Consider the following 17686-nt stretch of genomic DNA (forward strand, 5'->3'; position numbering starts at 1 on the left):
ACGTCTCCTGACAGTGCAGCATCCCCGGTGCAACCCTCTGGGTGGGGGCGTTGTCAGTAGGGTGTGTTGGTTTTTCAGCACAACGGCGCCAGGTTGACTTCGCCGGGGGGAGATCGGCCCCCCGGAGAGTTCGTGAGCCAGCCGCAGCGAAGGAGACGATCGCAGTGAGCCCACTTCCGGAACTGAGCCGACGAGAGCGCGAGGTCATGGATCTCGTGTACGAACTGGGGAACCCGACGGCCGCGCAGATCCGGGAGAACATGGCGGACCCTCCGACCTACTCGGCGGTCCGCTCGATCCTGCGGGGTCTCGTGAGCAAGGGGCACCTGGTGAGTGAGGCGGACGGCCCCCGCTACCTCTATTCGCCCACGATGCCGGCGCTACGTGCCCGACGCTCAGCCATGCGCCGCGTGCTCAAGACCTTCTTCGGCGACTCGGTGGAGGGGGCCGTGGCCACGCTGCTCGAGCTTCGCAAGGGCGGCCTCAGCCCGGAGGAACACGCCCGCCTGCAGGAGATGATCGAGAAGGCGGCGGAGGAGGGACGGTGAGCCCCGCGGTGGTCCTGACGGCGCAGGTGACGCTGCTGCTGTTGCTGGCGCTCGCGCTGGCGTGGCTTGGACGGCGCGGGTCGCCGAGGACCATTCACCAGTTGTGGACCGCGACGTTCGCCCTCGTGCTCGCGTTGCCTCTGCTGGGCATCCTCGCTCCCTCCTGGAACGTTCCGATCCTCCCCGCGCGCGGCGACGAACCCCGGCCGTCCGCGGCTGAGGCCCCAGCCGCCGCAGGAGCCGCCGCGGAAACCGCCGTAGAAGCCGCCGCCACGCCACGGGTAATCCCCAAGGCGCGGGGCTCCGACATCCGGAACCCGGGCGCCGTTCCCGCCGCACGCGCCGGCCAGCCAAGCGGAGCCTCGTGGAGTCCTCTCCGCGTGCTCTTGATTGTCTGGGCGCTGGGTTGTGCGATCTCGCTGATCTCGCTGGCGGCCGGAGCCATGCGCCTGCGAGCGCTGGTACGTGCCGCCCTTCCGCTTCACGACCCGGCGTTGCGCCGACAGGCCGATGCGATCCGGCGGCGAATGCGTATTCGTGCGGATGTGCAGCTGCTCTCCAGCGACCTCGCCGCTACGCCGATGACGGGCGGGCTGTGGAAGCCGGTGATCCTGCTCCCCGCGGCGGCGGTGGACTGGAGCCCCGAACGGCGGGCGGTGGTGCTGACCCACGAACTCATCCATGTCCGTCGACGGGACGTGCTGCGGCAACTCATGCGGCGGATCGTCCTCGCCCTCTACTGGTTCCATCCCCTCGGCTGGCTCGCGGCACGACGCGCGGAGGTCGCCAGCGAGAAGGCCTGCGACGAAGAAGTGCTAGCGCTCGGCGCCCGCCCCTCCGATTACGCTCGCCTCCTTCTGCGGCTGGCGTCTGCCCGCGGCCGGCGTCCGAACCTGCTCGCGCTCCCCCTCGTTAGAACCTCGCAACTGGAGACAAGAATCGTGGCCATTCTGAAGTGTAGCCGTCCGCGTCCCAGCGTGACCCGGACTGTCGTGACCCTGACGATCGTAGGCTCGGCGGCGGTCTCTGTCGCTGCCGCCCATCCCGTCCCGTTCGACGAAGTTCCGGTGCCATCTCACGAAGCCGGGCCCGCCCGGGAGGACGCGCCTCCGGCTGCAAGCGACGCCCCTCCGGCCGCAATCCCGGCGCCGCGCGACGGAGAACTCGCGGTCTCGGCCGCGGTCGGGCCCCAGGCAGGGGGGGCGATGCGGCAGGAGATCCAGTGCCCGTGGGCCGGCAGCGACTCGATACGCACGATGAGGGTACGCGGGGGCCTGCGGGTCACCGGCTGGAACGACGGCGACCGCACGATCGAGAGATTGGTTGCGGGGATGTACCTCTGCATGCGGACGCACGGAGACGTGGTGATGAGCGACGACGGCACCGAGGTCCGAGCCGTGGGCACCGACAGCTGGCTCCTTCTCGAGTCGAGGGAAGACCAGATCCGCCGGCTCGTAATCACCGAGGGCCTCGGCGGAATCGAATACGCGTGGAGTGTCGACGACGTGAGCCGGACCTTCGACGCCGAGGCACGCCAGTGGCACGATCTGATGCTCAGAATCATGAACGGGTATCAGGAGGTGATGGAGATTCGGGGGGAGGAGTCCACTCTACGCGGTCGGATCTCGGCTCACCGGGGTCACGTCAGCAGTCTGCGCGGCCAGATCTCCGCTCACCGGGGTCACGTCAGCAGTCTTCGCGGCCGGATGTCCGCTCACAGTGGCCAAGCCAGCACCCTGCGTGGCCGGATTTCCGCTCACCGAGGTCATGTCAGCGGTCTGCGCGGCCGGATCTCTGTCTACCGGGGCCGGATCTCCTCTTTGAACGCCGCAATGCGGCTGGCGGCGAGAGCCGAAACCCGGGCAGCGCTGGAGGATGAGCTTCAGGAGTTGGAGTCGCGCATGCGGCAGACCGAGGAGGAGGTCGCCGCGTACGACCTGGACGGGAAGGTCCGGGAAGTTGAGCAGCAGATCGCGGCCCACGCCGCGGAGCGAAGAATCCGCGAAGTGGAGCAGCAGATGGAAGACTACGATCTGTCGGGGAAAGTCGCGGCCATCCGGGCCGAGATCGAGGCGTACGACCTTGAAGGGAAGAGGCGGGAGATCGAGCGGCTGATCGAGGAACTGGACACGGACCGCCGCATCGAGGAGATCGAAGACTCGCTCGAGGACGAAATCGCCGCGCTCCGCCGTCTGGCAGGCTCGACGGGCTGATGTCGAGGAACCCCGTCCTGCTCGCCGCGGCGTGGGTCACCCTCGCCGGCTGCGGCGACACCGCGCCTCAGCCCGACTGGACCACGGTGCGGGACACCCTGCCGTCGGGCACGGTCCGCGTGACGAACGTCCCGAGTGCGGATGTCTCCCCCACCTGGACACTGGTCGAGGAACTCCGCGTCGGCACGGTTGAAGGCGCCGGACCGGACGCGTTCGGGCGTCTGAAGGGTCTCGTCGTGCTGGACAACGGGGGCTTCGCCGTTCTCGAGGCCCAGGTACAGGAACTCCGTGTCTTCGGACCCGATGGCGCTCACGTCGCAACGCATGGCCGTAAAGGCGAAGGGCCCGGCGAGTTCGCGAACGCAACCGGGCTCATGCTGGATCCCGAGGGACGCATCTGGGTCCCGGATACGCGCAACGGGCGCATGTCGGTCTTCGATCCCGAGGACGGTTTCGTCGAGTCCTTCCCGTTCGCCGATGCGAACTTCAACGCGACCTGGAACGGCGCGATGGTGGACGGGAACCGCATCTACCGGCCCTGGCGGTCCGGGAACCGGAGACGACTGCACGTCTACGACCTCACGATGACTCGGTTGGACTCGCTGCCGCTGCAAAGTGACGTCCCGGAAGACGAAGAGTGGGATCCCGCAAGCCAGCCCGGCGCGTTCTACCAGGAGACAGGCGGCGGCTACATGATGTACGGGATCCCGTTCTATCCGGCCGAGGTCCGCTACATCGACCCGCGAGGCGCTTTCTGGTCGACTCGGGACGGCGACCCGCAATACCACCGCATCAAGCGGTGGCGGCCCGGCGGCGACACGACGCTCCTCGTCGAGACCCGGCGACCTCCCGTCGCCATCCCCGCCGTCGAACGCGACTCCGTCATCGACATGATGCGGCAGATGGTCTCGGACATGGGCGTGGGCGAATGGGACTGGTCCCGGGTGCCCACCGTCAGCCCCGCCGTCGAGGACATTGTCGAGTCGGCCGAGGGCAACCTCTGGGTCCGCACCCCGTCAGGTGGCGAGGGTGCCCTGTTCGATGTCTACTCCGGGGACGGCGCCTACGTCGGAACCGCCAGTCTGGGGCCCGGCTTCAGCCTCTTCGATGACGTCGCCCCCGTCGTGCGCGGCGACCGGGTCTGGCTGATCGTAACGGACGAACTCGACGTGCCCTTCGTGGTGCGCGCACGCATCGCGCCTGCCGGCTGACCCACGCTAGCCTCCGAACAGTTCCGCGATGGTGCGTTGGCGATAGTCGAAGATCCGGTTCAGATCCGGCCGCACCAACCGCCGCTCGATCAACGATCCTCCCGGGACGCTGTACGTGATCCGGTCTTCTACGCGCGTGCCTTCTCCGTCTTCACGGAAACGGTGCTCGTGGACCCACTTCCGATACGGGCCGCGACGCTGCTCGTCGACGAACGCGTGCGGCGGATCCCACTCGGTAATCTCGCTCCGCCACCGAAGGGGCACGCCCCGCAGGCGGAGGCGATAGTCGATCAGCGTGCCCACCCCCATCTCGATCGGGGCCGGGGTCACGATCCGGAACTTCAGGAGGGGCGGCGTGATCCGCTCCAGGTTGCGGGCGTCGGCGAAGAACTCGAAGGTCCGCTCCAGCGAGCTGGGGACCCACTGGAAGAACCTGAGGGCGCGATCTTTCAAGGTCTTCCCCCTCGGTGTGAGAGCGAGGAGACGTTCCCGCGGGAACGTCTCTTACCTCGCGCAGCCGGATACTTCGGGGTGGGCGGTCCACCTCTCGAACGCTGCTTCGCCCGCCCCTAGCTCGACTGACGTCGATGTTCCGGGCGCCAGATCCGTCCGCGCCGTAGGCCCCAGTTCCGTGCCCGACGACAGGTGGACTTCGACCCGCACGGCGCAGAGAGTCTCGCCCGTCGTGTTTTCTACCGTCCCGGTGAACGTGCGGTTCCCCGGATCGAAGGAGAGGACCAGCCGTGCTCCGCGTCGGGTCGCGTCCCACGTCTCAGCCTGTCCCAGGTACTCGCCCGACTCCTCGCCTTCGTCGCCCTCGTCGTGTCCACCTTCTGCACCGTGCTCGCCACCGTGCTCTCCGCGTTCCTCGCGGTCGTGCTCTCCGCGTCCCTCACGGCCCTCGCCGTGTTCGCCCTCGCCTTCCTCGCCGCCCTCGCCATGTTCTCCCTCTTCGTCGCCTTCGCCGACGCCGGCGGCGGAGAGCTTCCGGTGCATGCCGCGCACGTTGAGTTCGCGCCAGTCGTCGTAGCGGTCCCAGTGACTGTAGTCCTCCATGACGACGGTCTCGGCTGTCTCGTCCTCGCTCAGCCCCGCCGCGACGGCTTCGCGCACGGCCGCGTCCAGGTCCCGGTAGTAGGTGAGCTGCCGTTCAATGGCGGCCCGGTCTCCCGCCGGTCCGTGGCCGAACACGATGGTCTCGAACGGGATCTCGAGCAGGCCCTCGATCGCCCCGAACATGTCGGGGAAGTGGAAGCTGGAGAGGTCCTGATACCCGAACCGGTCGCGCGACACGAAATCCACCGCGAAGGCGAGGTTGTGCGCCGGCAGGAAACCGACCGCGATGTCGTCGCTGTGGCTCCGGCCCAGGTAGTGGAGTTCGATCTCCCCGCCCGCGAGCGTCATCGTCTCATCGAAGGTGGCGGTGGGCGGGGGAAGGTCGGGGTCGGCGGCCTCCCGCAGCGGCGCGTCGGCGTTTGTGTGCGCATAGATAGGGACGTCCGCGCCGAACGCATCGCGCAGCACCTCGGCGCCCGTCGCATGATCGGCGTGGTTGTGGCTGTAGACGATGGCCGCGAGTTCGGCCCCTGGCGCCACCCGGCGGATCTCCTCCGCGTAGGTGGCGGCCGCCTCCACGGAAATCGGATCGAAGGCGACGATCCCCTCCGCTGTCTCGACAAAGAGCGCGTTGTGCCCGATCCAGCGGAACTGGTATACCCCCTCCGCGACCTCCGTCGTCTCGAACTGGGGCGGCGCGTCGGCGGCCGCGGCGCCCTCGTCGGACGGCGCCTCCCCTCCTCCGCAGCCGACCCACAACGCAGCGGCGACCCACGCGAAGAGAGTGGTGACGGTCGAATCGAATGAGCGCTTGCGAGTCATATCTACTACCTCCATAGTAGGCAGCGCGGTGCGGCTTTGGTCGAAGTGGGCCGATGACCGCGCCTTACTCCGAACAAACCTACGCCAGCGCAGGGGGCTGCCAAGATGCGACGGAGATCACGAACGGGTGTCAGTCGTGGGAGCGTGGTCGCCGCAGGGGTCGTCGCGGGGCGGCTGGCGGCGCTCGGGGCGGCGCTCGGGGCGGCCGGCCTTCAGGCCCAGGAGATCGTCGATCTTCCCGCTGAGGATCGTCCCTTGTCACCGGACCTCGAACTCGTGTACCGGCTCGGCTCGGCCTCCGCGGGAGAAGAGTGGGAGGAGTTCACCTCCATCTCCGGCGTCGCCTTTGACGGCGCGAGCAACCTCTATCTGCTGGACGGGACACAGACATCGGCCGACGTGCGCATCGTCGTGGTGGACGCGGCGGCGGGATTCGTGAGCAGCTTCGGCCGCGCCGGTGACGGGCCGGGCGAGTTCCGCGCCGCGACGCAACTCGTGGTGTGGGAAGACGGGCAGGTCCTGGTCGAGGACATGATGCACGCGGGATACCACGTCTTCAGTCCGGCCGGCGAGTTCGAGCGCATGGTGAGAGAGAGCGGAGGGGGCCTGGGGTTCGCCATGGCGCGCCGCCCGAACCTCCGCCCCGAGCGGACGGGCGCTCGCACGCTGGTGGGCCGCAGCCGGCGCACGATCCAACGCGTCGACATGTCCTCGGAGGAGGTCGAGGACCGAGTGCTCGTAGAGCCCTGGGACCCACGGGGAGAGGAGTCGCGGGAGGGCTGGGTCGGCGATTTCGATGACTTGCTCGCCGCCCTCCCCGAGGAATGGGGATTCGAGCCTGAGGTGCGGTTCGACGCGCTGCCATCGGGCGGGGTCGCGTTCTCGGACTCGTCGGCCTGGGCTATCAAGCTCACCGACGCGTCCGGCGAGATTGTCCGCATCCTGCGCCGCCCCATCCGGCCGCTGCCGGTGACGGACGAGCTGAAGCAGGTGGAGCGAGAGCGACGGACTGAGGAGGCAAGGGGCCGTACGGTCAACCAGCGTGGCGGCCCGCCGCCCCCCCAGGTTCTCGCAATGCTCGACGACTTGAGGGCGGCGCAGGTCGAGGCGGTCGAGAACATGCGGTTCTTTCCGGAGGTGCCGGTCATCGCGGCCGTGCGCACGGCCTGGGACGGCACACTTTGGGTGCAGCGGAGCACGGAGCCGGGCTCGGACGAGCCCGGCCCCATCGACGTGATCGCGCCGGACGGACGCTACCTGGGTACGCTCCAGACGGGGACCGCGTCGCTCCCCGACATGCCGGACGCCTTCGGCCCGGATGGCCTCGTCGCGTTCATCGGAGCAGACAACTTCGACGTTCCCGTCATCACGGTGTGGCGACTTCCGCCAGCGATCCGCCTGGAATCGGCGCGACCTCCCCCGGCTCGATGAAAGGAGCCTCCTGATGAGGCTGAGAACACGAGCGACCGTCCTTGCTCGAACGTTTCTCAACGGAGTGTTCGTCGCTGCGCTGGGAGCCGCCGGCCTGCAAGCCCAGGAGGTCGTCGATCTTCCCGTCGAGGATCGTCCCCTGTCGCCGGACCTCGAGTTGGTGTACCGCCTCGGGTCAGCCGCAGCGACCGCCGAGTGGGAGCTGTTCTCCTCCATTCAGAGCGTAGCCTTCGACGGCGCGGGCAACCTCTACCTGCTGGACGGGACGAGGATGGCGGGCGCCTCGCACGTGGTCGTGGTGGACGCCGCCGGTCGATACGTGCGCGACTTCGGTCGCGCCGGCGGGGGTCCAGGCGAGTTCGGCACCCCAACGCAACTCGTCGTATGGGAAGACGGGCGCGCCATCGTCGAGGACATGATGCGCAGGGGATACCACATCTTCAGTCCCGACGGCGAGTTCGAAGACACGGTGCGGGAATCCGGCTCGGGGTTCGGCATCGCGAGCCGCCCGGGACTTCGACCGGCACGGACGGGTCCTCGGTCGCTGATCGGTCGCAGCGAGCGTTCCGATCGTGCGGCTCGATATGTCGTCGGAGGAAGTGACGGAGCACACGCTGGTGGAGGCCTGGGCCCCGCGTCAGCGGGAGGAAAGCCGCGACCGTGGCGACAGGGAGATCGAAGACGTGATAGGCGAAGTGTGGGGGTTCGAGCCGGAGGTGCTGTTCGACCTGCTGCCCTCGGGCGAGATCGCGTTCTCAGACTCCTCCGGCTACGCCCTAAAGCTCACCGATCCTTCCGGCACGGTATCGCGGATCCTGCGCCGACCCATGCAGCCGCTGCCAGTGACGGACGAGATGAAACGCACGGAGCGCGAGCGTCGGGTCGACATACGACGGAGCCGCAGGGACACATGGTTCGGGACGCCGACGCCGGAGATGGTGGCGCTCGCGAATGAGGTCAGGACGGCCTGGCTGGGGGCTGCGGAGAACATGCAGTTCTTCCCGGAAGTGCCCCTCATTGCGGCCCTGCGCGCCACTTGGGACGGCGCGCTGTGGGTGCAGCGGAGCACGGAGCCGGGCTCGGACGAGCCTGGCCCGATCGACGTGATCGCGCCGGACGGACGCTACCTGGGCACGCTCCAGACGGGGACCGCGTCGCTCCCCGACATGCCGGACGCCTTCGGCCCGGATGGCCTCGTCGCGTTCATCGGAGCGGACGAGTTCGACGTCCCCGTCATCACGGTGTGGCGACTTCCGCCAGCGATCCGCCTGGAATCGGCGCGACCTCCTCCGGGCGCGGGCCAGTCCGCGCTCACTATGTGACGGTTCAGGGCGCCAGCCATTCCGGCGCATGTAGGCCACCCGCGAAACGACGCACCAGCCGCCGCCGCGAGATGGCCACGGTCGCGCGGGAGCGCTCACCCGTCACCGTCGCATCGATCTCCCGTGCAGCCCGCAGGCCCGAATGGAGGGCTCCCTGCATCCATCCCCGATCCGCCGAGGCGTGCTCGCCGGCGAAGTGAATGGGGCCCTCGGGCGATGCCAGCTCCGGGCGCTCCGCGAACGGGGGATCGTACCGGGTGTAGGCCGCGCCGATCCACGGCTGGTGCTCCCACGCGAAGTGGGTTCCGCCCTCCGCGACCTCGCCTGAGGCGGGGAAGAGGTTATCGAAGCGATCGATGAAGTCGGGCACGATGGCGCCGGCCTCCATCGCCGCGACCGTGCGCGCCATGTCTCCGAACAGGTAGGACATCAGAATTCCCCGAGGGCCCGGCTGGTTCCAGGTGGGATGCCAGAACTCCGAGAACCCCTCCACAAGAGACAGTCCCCATCCGCTCAAGCCGTCGTCCTCCCAGGCTCGTTCCGCGTACTGGACGTAGATCCGGGTGACGTCCTCGTAGGAAGTGGCCGCCCCTCAGTTCCTCCGCGGCGTCGCCGATTCCGTGGGTGGCCACCACCCCGGCCTCATCCCGGATCACCCTCGACACCGGCGAGCCGTACCGCACACGGTCTCCGAGCGCCTCGGCGAAGGCCATCGGCAAGGCATCGGTCCCGGCCGGAATCTTGAGCCACGTGTCCCGCCCCCGACCCAGGAACACGTCCGGCGTCTCCCGGTAGCGGTCCCCCTGTTCGGGAACGATGAGGTACTCGCCTTCCTGCGTGTAGAAGGGAGATGTCTCGATGCCGAAGTGGTCGATGTAGCCGAGCGTTCGATCATGGTCGGGCGGGATACGGGCCGGGCCGGATTCGGCGATGAGCCCGTCGTCAAAGGGCTCGCGAAGTGTCTGTGCCCGGCCTCCGGCGGCGTCCCTTGCTTCCAGAACCCGGACATCGTGCCCCGCCCGGACCAACTCGTATGCGGCGACCAGTCCGGACAGACCGGCGCCCACCACGATCACGTCGACCCGGTCTCCGGATGGGGGCGGCGGCTCCGTGATGACCGGACCCGTGCCGTTGTCCGAGCAGCCGGTGCCCAGCGAGAGAGAGACCAGGGCTCCGCTGCCGCGGACGAGAAAGTTCCGGCGGCTGACAGTTGCCTTCTTCATCACCGGTTGAAGGTGTTCCGTACGCGGAGCGAGCGCCGGAAGTAGACCGTCCAGATCGCCGCCCACGCCAGCGACCCGACCACGATGACCGCGAGGATCGCGATCGCGGCCGCCCATTCCTCGGGGGTCCTCCCCTGCGCCGCCCCGTCGGTCTCCGGACCAAGGGGGACGGCGGCCGCGCGCAGCGTCATCTGGAGGGCGACGACCCACAACACGATGACGTTCCACCTCGGGGCTCGCGGCGACTTCAGGAGGATGAGAGCGAGCGGGGACGCGAGGAGAAGGAAGATCACGGCCAGCAACCAGAGGGCGTAGTCGAGAAACCACCCCGACAGGCCCGCCGAGTGGAGGAGCAGGAAGGGGACGGAACCAATAAGGTACACTAGGAGCCAGCCTCCCACGCCGACCGGCGTGCTCCCGTTGCTCGCGGTGTTGGCGGGCGCGTCTGGTCCCATCGGCTTCCCCGGTTTCGGTTCGCGGTGTGCCCGAGGAAACTAGGGCCGAGGCGTCCCCGGTGAATCCAGCGGGGCCGGCCGGGCCCGCTTGACATTACCCCGGCCCGCCGGCATCGTCTCGCGTGGTCCGAATAAAAACCGAATAACAACACTCCCGGAGCGTCCATGTCCTACGCCGAGCGTCTGACCGCCAACCTTTCCATGTCCATGCACCTGTTCAAGAAGACCCTTGAGACGTTCGCGGAGGAAGATTCGGGTTTCGGGCCCAGCCCGGATGTCTTCACCGTGGCCGGCCATGTGGCGCACGCGGCCGGTACGGTCGACTGGTTCGTCGACGGCGCGTTCGGCGAGGGCTGGAACATGGATTTCGAAGGACATCTCGAGGAGGCGAGGGCCGTCACTTCGCTGGCCGAAGCGATCGCCTGGATCGACCGGGCCTATGGTCGCGCGATCGAGGTCATCGGGGCCGCGTCGGACGAGGATCTCCGCGCGCCGATCGGGGATCCGCGGATCATGGAAGGGCAGCCGCGAGGGGCGGTCGTGAACGGGATCACGGATCACACGGCGCACCACCGGGGCGCGCTTACGGTCTACGCGCGTCTGCTCGGCAAGGTGCCGGTGATGCCGTACGCCTAGCAGTCCCCGGGCAGCTATACCTCGCGCACGAAGAGCTGCGCGGCGGATTCGCGGCGCAGCGCGAGGAGAGTGCCCTCGACGGAGATGATCGGGTCTCCCGCGGGGGAGTTTCGGATCCGGTGCAGCCTGCAGCCGGGCAGGATGCCACGCTCGAGGAGGGGTTCGACTTCCTCGGTGGGGGCGTCGATGCGCTCCAGTTCGACCGCCTGGCGCAACGGTACGTCCATCAGCGATGTACCGGACCCGTTCGATCTTCCGTTCTTCAAGCCGCGTTGCCCCTCAACCTGGTTTGACCATCGAAGCGCAACATACTAGCGTCCTCCTCGGTTGAGAACCAGTCTCAACTAACGATAATCGTTATCGGTTGTTTCCCGTCATGTCCCCAGTCGCGACCGCGCCACGCGCCGGAAGCCCCCGCACGGATGTCCCGGATTCGGGACCGCCCGTGGTCGCGCTCATTGGGCCGCCCAACTCCGGCAAGACGACGCTCTTCAACCGTCTGACGGGGCTGCGCCAGAAGGTCGCGAATTATCCCGGCGTCACGGTCGAGAAGCACGTCGGCCGGGCGCGCTTCGCGTCGGGCGTCGAGCTGGACATCGTCGACCTGCCGGGGGTGAGCGGGTTCTCGGCCCGGTCTGCGGACGAGCGCATCACGCGCGACGCGCTGGAGGGCCGAATCGAGGGACTGCGGGCGCCGGAGGCGATCGTGCTCATCGTGGACGCCGTCCGGCTCGAGACGCAGCTCATGCTCGCCGGCCCCGTCCTCGAACGCGAGCGCCCCACGCTGCTCGTCCTCAACATGGCGGACGAACTCGAGGCGGGGGGCGGCGGGCTCGACGAAGAGGCGCTCGCCGAAGCGTTCGGAGTGGAGGTCGTCCGAACCGACGCCCGGACGGGGCGGGGTGTGGAAGCGGTCGTCGACTTCCTGGACCGGGTGGCCGTACGCCCGTCAGCGCCCGGGATCCACGCGAAGTCGGGGTCGGGGCGGGAATCGGGGTCGAAGTCGGAGCCGGCGTCGGGATCCCGGGTGCGAGCCGGACTCCCCACGCTCGACGCGCTCTCCCGCCGTCGTGAAGCCGTCCAGCAGGCGCTCGCGGCGGCGAAGTACAACTCGGCGGGCCCGCCGAAGCTGACGCAGCGTCTCGACGCGGTCTTCCTGCACCGGATCGCGGGGCCAGCGGTCTTCCTCGTCCTCGCGGTGCTCGTCTTCCAGGCCATCTTCGCCTGGGCTACGCCGATCATGGACGGGGTCGAACTCGCCATCGCCACCTCCGGCGAGTGGGTCGCGGCGCGTCTTCCGGCGAGCTGGTTCCGAGACCTCCTCATCGATGGCGTGTGGGCGGGGGTGGGCTCCGTCCTCGTTTTCCTCCCCCAGATCCTCATCCTCTTCCTCTTCCTGGGGATCCTGGAGGACTCCGGCTACATGGCGCGGGCCGCGGTGATCGCCGACCGCACGATGCTGAGGGTCGGCCTCCAGGGACGCGCGTTCCTGCCGCTCCTCTCGGCCTACGCGTGCGCGGTCCCGGCGATCCTCTCCTCGCGCACCGTGGAGGACGAGCGCGACCGGATGGCGACGATGTTCATCGCTCCGTTCATGACCTGCTCGGCCCGGCTCCCGGTGTACGCGCTCCTCATCGCCGCGTTCATCCCCGAGCGCCAGCTGTTGGGGCCGTTCGTGGGGACGCGGGCGGCGACGATGCTCGGCCTCTATGCCCTCGGCCTCGCCGCCGCGGTCGGCACCGCCTTCCTCCTCCGCCGCACCCTGCTGCGCGGGAAGCCGTCCGGGTTCGTGATGGAGTTGCCGCCGTACCGGATCCCCTCGCTGCGCACGCTCGGGCTTCGCCTGCTCGACCGCAGCAAGATCTTCCTCCGGCGGGTGGGCAAGATCATCCTCGCCGTGACGGTCATCCTCTGGGTCTTGGCACAGTTCCCGCGGATCGACAGCGCCCCGCCCCCGATCGAGGAGAGCGCGCTCGGGCAGATGGGTCAGGTGATCGAGCCCGCCATCGAACCGCTCGGATTCGACTGGAGGATCGGCGTGGGTCTCGTCTCCTCGCTCGCCGCCCGCGAGGTCATCGTCGGCACGCTCGGCACCATCTACGGGATCGAGGACACCGACGAGACGTCCCTCGAACTGCGGGCCGCCCTGCAGCGGGATCTGGATTTCGGGGGGGCGGTGGCGCTGCTCGTCTTCTTCGTGTTCGCGCTTCAGTGCATGTCCACCGTCGCCATGATGAAAAGGGAGACGGCGGGCTGGAAGTGGCCTCTGGCCCAGTTCGGCTACATGCTCGCGCTCGCCTACGCCGGAGCGCTGGCCGCAAACCAGCTGCTCTGACGCAGCGTCAGTCGGCCCGCCGACCCCTCACGCGGGCCTGCTCGCGGAAGAGCACGGGGTAGAGCAGGGCGTTGGCGAGCGCGACGACGGTGAACACGATGAGCGCGTCGACCATGCTCCAGTAGTAGAAGGGCCGGATCCCCTCCACGTAGTGGTTCATGTAGACGGCGGCCAGCGCGCAGAAGAAGGCCGCCATCAACAGGTAACTCTTCAGGCTGCGGACCCAGAGCGAGCCCCTGAGCACCGGGTTCAGGAGATGAAAGACGACCGCGGCGACGAACCACATCGCGTAGTTGTAGCCAAGCGAGATCATGAAGTCGGTGGACGAGAAGTCCTGGTCGAATGCCTCCGGGAAGAGGGGTAGAGGCCGGTGCATGGGCTCCATGATGGTGAAGCCCTCGATCCACCCGCCCACGGTGTAGCGCACGACGTTCAGCAGCACGACGAGGCCCGCCAGCTTCAGGATGGTCTTCACTCGGCCTCCTCCCGGCTTTGCCACGGATCGGTCCGGGCGAGACTATCCATCGCGAGGGTCGGAAACAACAGACGACGTGACGAGGAAAAGGGGCCGCCGATGAGAGCCGGTATCGGGACAATGTGTGTGCTCGCGGGGGTCGCGTGGGCCGGTGTGCTCGGGTGCGGTGGGGAGCCTGCAACGGAGGCTCCGGCGGACGACACTCCCTTCCACATCCTAGTCACGAACGACGACGGGATCGCGTCGCCGGGTATCCAGGAACTCGCGGCGGCGCTGCGCGCGGTGGGCGAGGTGACGGTCGTGGCCCCCTGCGGCCAGCAGAGCGGGACGAGCATGTCCATCGGCCTCAACCAGGAGATCCGGCTCCGCACCTACCCAGAGGCGGAGGATGCCGGCGACGGTGGGACCGCCGGTCCGGCGGGGCAGTGCGTCGACGCCACGCCGGCCGGCGCCGTCCTCTTCGCCGTCCGCGCACTGGCGCCTGAATCCGGCTTCGACCTCGTCGTGAGCGGGATCAACCGGGGCGCGAACATCGGCGAGGTCTCGCACATGTCCGGGACGATCGGGGCCGCGATGATGGGGGCCTATCTGCGGGTTCCAGCCGTGGCGGCTTCGCAGGGCGGGCGCCCGGGCGGGTTCGAGCACGCCGCTGGTGTTGTCGCCCGCTTCGTGGCCGAGCTGCGGCGCCGGGGGCCGGAGACCGGCATCGTCTATTCGCTCAACTTCCCGGCGGCTACCGCGGAGGAAACCGCCGGCATCGCGGCGCGGCCCATGGGCGGCAGCTACTTCGGTATCGACTATGAAGAGACGGAGGCGGAGCCGGGTGAGGACGGCGGGGGAGAGCGCCGGTTCCGTCCCGTGTTCGGGCCGCCGGATCCCATCCCGGCCGGGAGCGACACGGAAGCGCACAATGAAGGTCTCGTCACGATCACCCCGCTCCGCTTCGACTGGACCGATCTTCCGATGGTCGAGGCCCTTGAGGGGTGGGACCTCGACGCGCTCCTCGGGGCTGACGCAGACGGGAGGTAGGCCGCCGCCTACCAGCCGAGGACGTAGCCGAATACGAGCGGGGCGACGATCGTCGCGTCGGACTCGATGACGAACTTCGGCGTGTCCACATCCAGCTTGCCCCAGGTGATCTTCTCGTTGGGGACGGCGCCGGAGTACGATCCGTAGCTCGTAGTGGAGTCGCTGATCTGGCAGAAGTACGCCCAGTGGGGGCACCAGCGGCGCAGGTCCTGCCGGATCATGGGGACGACGCAGATGGGGAAGTCGCCCGCGATCCCGCCTCCGATCTGGAAGAAGCCGACGGGGCTTCCGTCCGGGTCCGGCGGAGGCCCTTCGCCCGACCTCGCGCCGGAAACCGCGTCGATGTCCGGGAGTTCCGCGACGGTCCGGCCGGTGCTGGTGCACGCGTACCACTCAGCGAGTTCGGCCATGTACTCGGTTCCGGCGAGCACGGGCCCGGGACGGCCCAGGTCTCCGGACAGTTGTCGGGCCACGAGGACGTTGCCCAGCGTGGAGTCCTCCCAGCCCGGCACGAACAGGCGGAGATCGGCCTCGGCCGCCGCCACGAGCCACGAATCGGCCGGATCAATCTGATAGCTGTGCGCCAGGGTCCGGTCGCGGATGAGTTGGTAGAGGTACTCGTGAGGAAGTCGGCGCTCGCCCGCGGCGTCGGCTGCCCGCCACAACTCCTGCAGCGGGGCCTCGACCGCGCGGAACGCCTCGGCTTCAGGGATGCAGGTGTCGGTGACGCGGTTCAGCCCGCGCCGCTCGAGGTCCTTCTCGTGCTCCGCGGTGAGTCCGCGCCAGTCGGGGATGCGCCGGTAGTGGTCGTGCGCCACGAGGTTGAAGAGATCCTCCTCGAGGTTGGCGCCGGTGGCGCAGATCGCGTGGACCTTCCCGGCCCGGATCATCTCCGCCAGGGAGAAGCCGAGTTCCGCCGTACTCATGGCGCCCGCCAGCGTGAGGAGCATCTGTCCTCCGCCGTCGATCAGATCGCGCCAGGCCTGGGCGGCTTCCCGCAGGGCCGCCGCGTTGAAGTGACGGTAGTGACGGTCGATGAAGTCGGTGAGCGTCACCGTCGGCGGGCGGTCAGACCAGCAGCGTGGGCTGGAACGTCGGCGGGCGGCGGACGTTCGTCGCCTGCTCGAAGGCGTAGGCAATCCGGATCAGCGTGGCCTCGCTCCAGGCGCGACCGCACAGCGACATCCCGACCGGAAGCCCGCCAATGAACCCCATCGGGACCGTCATGTTCGGGTAGGCCGCCATGGCCGGCGGCGTCGAACAGCCCCCGCCGCCCCCACCCGAGGCGTCGAGCGGATCCTGCACGGCGGGGATGCCGGCCGTGATCCCGACTAGGGCGTCGAGTTGGTGTTCGTCCATGGCGCGGTCGATCCCCTCGTCGCGCGACAGCCTGTGGCTCGTGGCAAGCGCGTCGAGGTAACGCTGGTCCGTGAGCGGTCCCCGCTCCTGAGAGCGCACGTGCAGTTCCTGCCCGTAGAGGGCGAGTTCGAGGTCGTGGTTGGCCTCGTTGTACTCGATGAGTTCGGCCAGCGACTTGATCGGGGCGTCGGGGCCGAGAGAGGCGAGATAGGCGTTCAGGTCCGCCTTGAACTCGTGGTACAGCACCTCCATCTCGTACTCGTTGCCGAAGCGGAGTTCCTCCGGGAGCGTCACGGGGTCGACGACGGTCGCGCCCCCCGCCCGCATGACGTCGAGCGCCTCCTCGAACAGGGCGTCGACGCGGCTGTCGAAGCCGGCGTACTCGCGCAGGACGCCGACGCGGGCGCCGTTGAGGCCGCCCGGGTCCAGCGCGCCGGTGTAGTCGGTCAGGAAGTTGCCCGCGCTCGCGGCGGTCAGCGGGTCGCGGGGGTCGACGCCGACCATGGTGCCGAGCATGATCGCCGCATCGCGTACGGTGCGGGTCATGGGGCCGGTGCTGTCCTGGCTGTGGGCGATGGGGATGACCCCGCCCCGGCTGTGGAGGCCGATCGTGGGCTTGATGCCGACGAGGCAGTTGCGCGACGACGGGCCGACGATCGAGCCATCGGTCTCCGAGCCGATCGCCGCGACCGCCAGATTCGCCGCGGCCGCCGACCCGGACCCGGAACTCGACCCGCCCGGCGTGCGGTCGAGCGCGTACGGGTTCTTGCAGAAGCCACCCCGGCCGCCGTCCCACCCGCGCCCGCTCCAGCCCGACGCCCCGAACTCGAACGATTTCCAGCCCGCCCACTCGCTCATGTTCGCCTTGCCGAGCAGCAGCGCCCCGGCCGAGCGCAGCCCCGCCGCCACGAACGAGTCCTGCGGCGGGATGGACCCCAGGAGCGCCGTCGACCCGGCCGTCGTCGTCATCCCATCCGCCGTATCGACGTTGTCCTTCAACAGCAGCGGGATCCCGTGCAGCGGTCCCCGTGGTCCCGAGGCCTGGAACTCGCGGTCGAGTTCGTCGGCGATCTCGAGCGCGTCCGGATTCGTCTCGAGCACGGCGAACAGCCGCGGTCCCTGCCGGTTCAGCGCCTCGATCCGCTCGAGGTACATCTCCGTGATCGACCGGCAGGTGTACGCCCCCGACCGCATCCCCTCGTGGACTGCATCGATCGTGATCTCGTCGAGCGCGAAATCCGGAACCTCGGAGGTGGAGCCAGCATCTCCCGATCCCGAGCGCTGGTCATCGCCCCGAGGCACGCAGCCACCCAGGGAGAGCAGGGCGCCGGCGGCCACGCCGGTGCTGACGAAGGTGCGTCGATCCATCTCGGTCATGGTTCGTTCCCGAAGGTTTGGCGACCCGGGGTTTCGCCCCGGGCTGCCGAGGGTTTTGCGGGGCCGTGGAGACGCGAGGTCCGCGACGGCGACCGAACCATCATGGAAGCGGCTTCGGCCGACGGTCAATGAGCCTGGCTCTCCGCGGCCCCATTGACGCCCCCCGAGCGCGGCTCCACCGTCCAAAGTCAACG

The 17686-nt window shown here is 68.8% G+C and carries 17 protein-coding genes and 1 pseudogene; 8 read left to right on the plus strand and 10 right to left on the minus strand.

All coding sequences use genetic code 11. The features are described from left to right. Positions 1 to 164 precede the first annotated feature (164 nt). The 3 genes from ACOOGH_RS01180 to ACOOGH_RS01190 are packed head-to-tail and all read left to right on the plus strand — an operon-like array spanning position 165 to position 3972. Positions 165 to 548 carry a BlaI/MecI/CopY family transcriptional regulator gene (locus ACOOGH_RS01180; protein WP_420447183.1) on the plus strand — a complete coding sequence of 128 codons (384 nt, stop codon included), beginning with the start codon at positions 165 to 167 and terminating at the stop codon, positions 546 to 548. Further along, a complete protein-coding gene (locus ACOOGH_RS01185) occupies positions 545 to 2761 on the plus strand; it encodes a M56 family metallopeptidase (protein WP_420447184.1) in 2217 nt (738 codons plus the stop codon). Before ACOOGH_RS01180 ends, ACOOGH_RS01185 begins: the two co-directional genes overlap by 4 nt. Further along, the gene (locus ACOOGH_RS01190) at positions 2761 to 3972 is read left to right on the plus strand and encodes a 6-bladed beta-propeller (protein ID WP_420447185.1); all 1212 of its coding nucleotides are present in this window, start codon (positions 2761 to 2763) and stop codon (positions 3970 to 3972) included. The genes ACOOGH_RS01185 and ACOOGH_RS01190 overlap by 1 nt, the downstream gene beginning before the upstream one ends. Positions 3973 to 3978: 6 nt before the next feature. Here the strand turns inward: ACOOGH_RS01190 and ACOOGH_RS01195 are convergent, their stop codons facing one another. Further along, the gene (locus ACOOGH_RS01195; protein WP_420447186.1) at positions 3979 to 4425 is read right to left on the minus strand and encodes an SRPBCC family protein; all 447 of its coding nucleotides are present in this window, start codon (positions 4423 to 4425) and stop codon (positions 3979 to 3981) included. A 51-nt stretch (positions 4426 to 4476) separates the two neighbouring features. Then, positions 4477 to 5850 carry an MBL fold metallo-hydrolase gene (locus ACOOGH_RS01200; RefSeq protein WP_420447187.1) on the minus strand — a complete coding sequence of 458 codons (1374 nt, stop codon included), beginning with the start codon at positions 5848 to 5850 and terminating at the stop codon, positions 4477 to 4479. 105 nt (positions 5851 to 5955) lie between these two features. On the opposite strand from ACOOGH_RS01200, the gene ACOOGH_RS01205 reads away from it, so the two are divergent. Next, positions 5956 to 7281, plus strand: a complete 1326-nt coding sequence (locus ACOOGH_RS01205; protein ID WP_420447188.1) for a hypothetical protein — start codon at positions 5956 to 5958, stop codon at positions 7279 to 7281. Between the two features lie 175 nt (positions 7282 to 7456). Here the strand turns inward: ACOOGH_RS01205 and ACOOGH_RS01210 are convergent, their stop codons facing one another. After that, complete coding sequence (locus ACOOGH_RS01210) at positions 7457 to 7717, minus strand: hypothetical protein (protein WP_420447189.1); 261 nt, start codon at positions 7715 to 7717, stop codon at positions 7457 to 7459. Between the two features lie 163 nt (positions 7718 to 7880). Here ACOOGH_RS01210 and ACOOGH_RS01215 point away from each other — a divergent pair, with 163 nt between their 5' ends. After that, entirely contained in the window at positions 7881 to 8603 is a 723-nt protein-coding gene (locus ACOOGH_RS01215) for a hypothetical protein (RefSeq protein WP_420447190.1), read from the plus strand. A 4-nt stretch (positions 8604 to 8607) separates the two neighbouring features. Here the strand turns inward: ACOOGH_RS01215 and ACOOGH_RS01220 are convergent, their stop codons facing one another. The 3 genes and pseudogenes from ACOOGH_RS01220 to ACOOGH_RS01230 form a co-directional block, all read right to left on the minus strand. Continuing rightward, positions 8608 to 9162, minus strand: a complete 555-nt coding sequence (locus ACOOGH_RS01220; RefSeq protein ID WP_420447340.1) for a flavin monoamine oxidase family protein — start codon at positions 9160 to 9162, stop codon at positions 8608 to 8610. Between the two features lie 283 nt (positions 9163 to 9445). Next, a pseudogene (locus ACOOGH_RS01225) lies at positions 9446 to 9943 on the minus strand (flavin monoamine oxidase family protein); the annotation flags it as partial. Then, positions 9826 to 10281 carry a hypothetical protein gene (locus ACOOGH_RS01230; protein ID WP_420447191.1) on the minus strand — a complete coding sequence of 152 codons (456 nt, stop codon included), beginning with the start codon at positions 10279 to 10281 and terminating at the stop codon, positions 9826 to 9828. The gene ACOOGH_RS01230 and the pseudogene ACOOGH_RS01225, both read right to left, overlap by 118 nt. A gap of 165 nt (positions 10282 to 10446) precedes the next feature. Between ACOOGH_RS01230 and ACOOGH_RS01235 the strand changes: the two genes are divergently transcribed. After that, positions 10447 to 10917 (plus strand): DinB family protein, encoded by a 471-nt coding sequence (locus tag ACOOGH_RS01235; protein WP_420447192.1) that lies wholly within the window; start codon positions 10447 to 10449, stop codon positions 10915 to 10917. Between the two features lie 14 nt (positions 10918 to 10931). On the opposite strand, the gene ACOOGH_RS01240 is transcribed toward ACOOGH_RS01235, so the two are convergent. Continuing rightward, on the minus strand, positions 10932 to 11144 hold the full coding sequence (locus ACOOGH_RS01240) for a FeoA family protein (RefSeq protein ID WP_420447193.1): 213 nt from the start codon (positions 11142 to 11144) through the stop codon (positions 10932 to 10934). A gap of 218 nt (positions 11145 to 11362) precedes the next feature. Between ACOOGH_RS01240 and feoB the strand changes: the two genes are divergently transcribed. After that, positions 11363 to 13252 carry a ferrous iron transport protein B gene (gene feoB / locus ACOOGH_RS01245; RefSeq protein ID WP_420447194.1) on the plus strand — a complete coding sequence of 630 codons (1890 nt, stop codon included), beginning with the start codon at positions 11363 to 11365 and terminating at the stop codon, positions 13250 to 13252. A gap of 7 nt (positions 13253 to 13259) precedes the next feature. Here feoB and ACOOGH_RS01250 read toward each other — a convergent pair whose 3' ends face one another. Further along, complete coding sequence (locus ACOOGH_RS01250) at positions 13260 to 13727, minus strand: hypothetical protein (RefSeq protein WP_420447195.1); 468 nt, start codon at positions 13725 to 13727, stop codon at positions 13260 to 13262. Positions 13728 to 13826: 99 nt separating this feature from the next. Here ACOOGH_RS01250 and surE point away from each other — a divergent pair, with 99 nt between their 5' ends. Beyond that, the gene (gene surE, locus ACOOGH_RS01255; RefSeq protein ID WP_420447196.1) at positions 13827 to 14756 is read left to right on the plus strand and encodes a 5'/3'-nucleotidase SurE; all 930 of its coding nucleotides are present in this window, start codon (positions 13827 to 13829) and stop codon (positions 14754 to 14756) included. 8 nt (positions 14757 to 14764) lie between these two features. Here surE and ACOOGH_RS01260 read toward each other — a convergent pair whose 3' ends face one another. Together ACOOGH_RS01260 and ACOOGH_RS01265 are read right to left on the minus strand one after the other, a co-directional pair. Then, on the minus strand, positions 14765 to 15811 hold the full coding sequence (locus ACOOGH_RS01260) for a deoxyhypusine synthase family protein (RefSeq protein ID WP_420447197.1): 1047 nt from the start codon (positions 15809 to 15811) through the stop codon (positions 14765 to 14767). 13 nt (positions 15812 to 15824) lie between these two features. Beyond that, positions 15825 to 17492, minus strand: a complete 1668-nt coding sequence (locus ACOOGH_RS01265) for an amidase (protein ID WP_420447198.1) — start codon at positions 17490 to 17492, stop codon at positions 15825 to 15827. Between the last annotated feature and the right edge of the window lie 194 nt (positions 17493 to 17686).

This window comes from Candidatus Palauibacter sp., from assembly GCF_965213655.1.
Taxonomy (GTDB): domain Bacteria; phylum Gemmatimonadota; class Gemmatimonadetes; order Palauibacterales; family Palauibacteraceae; genus Palauibacter.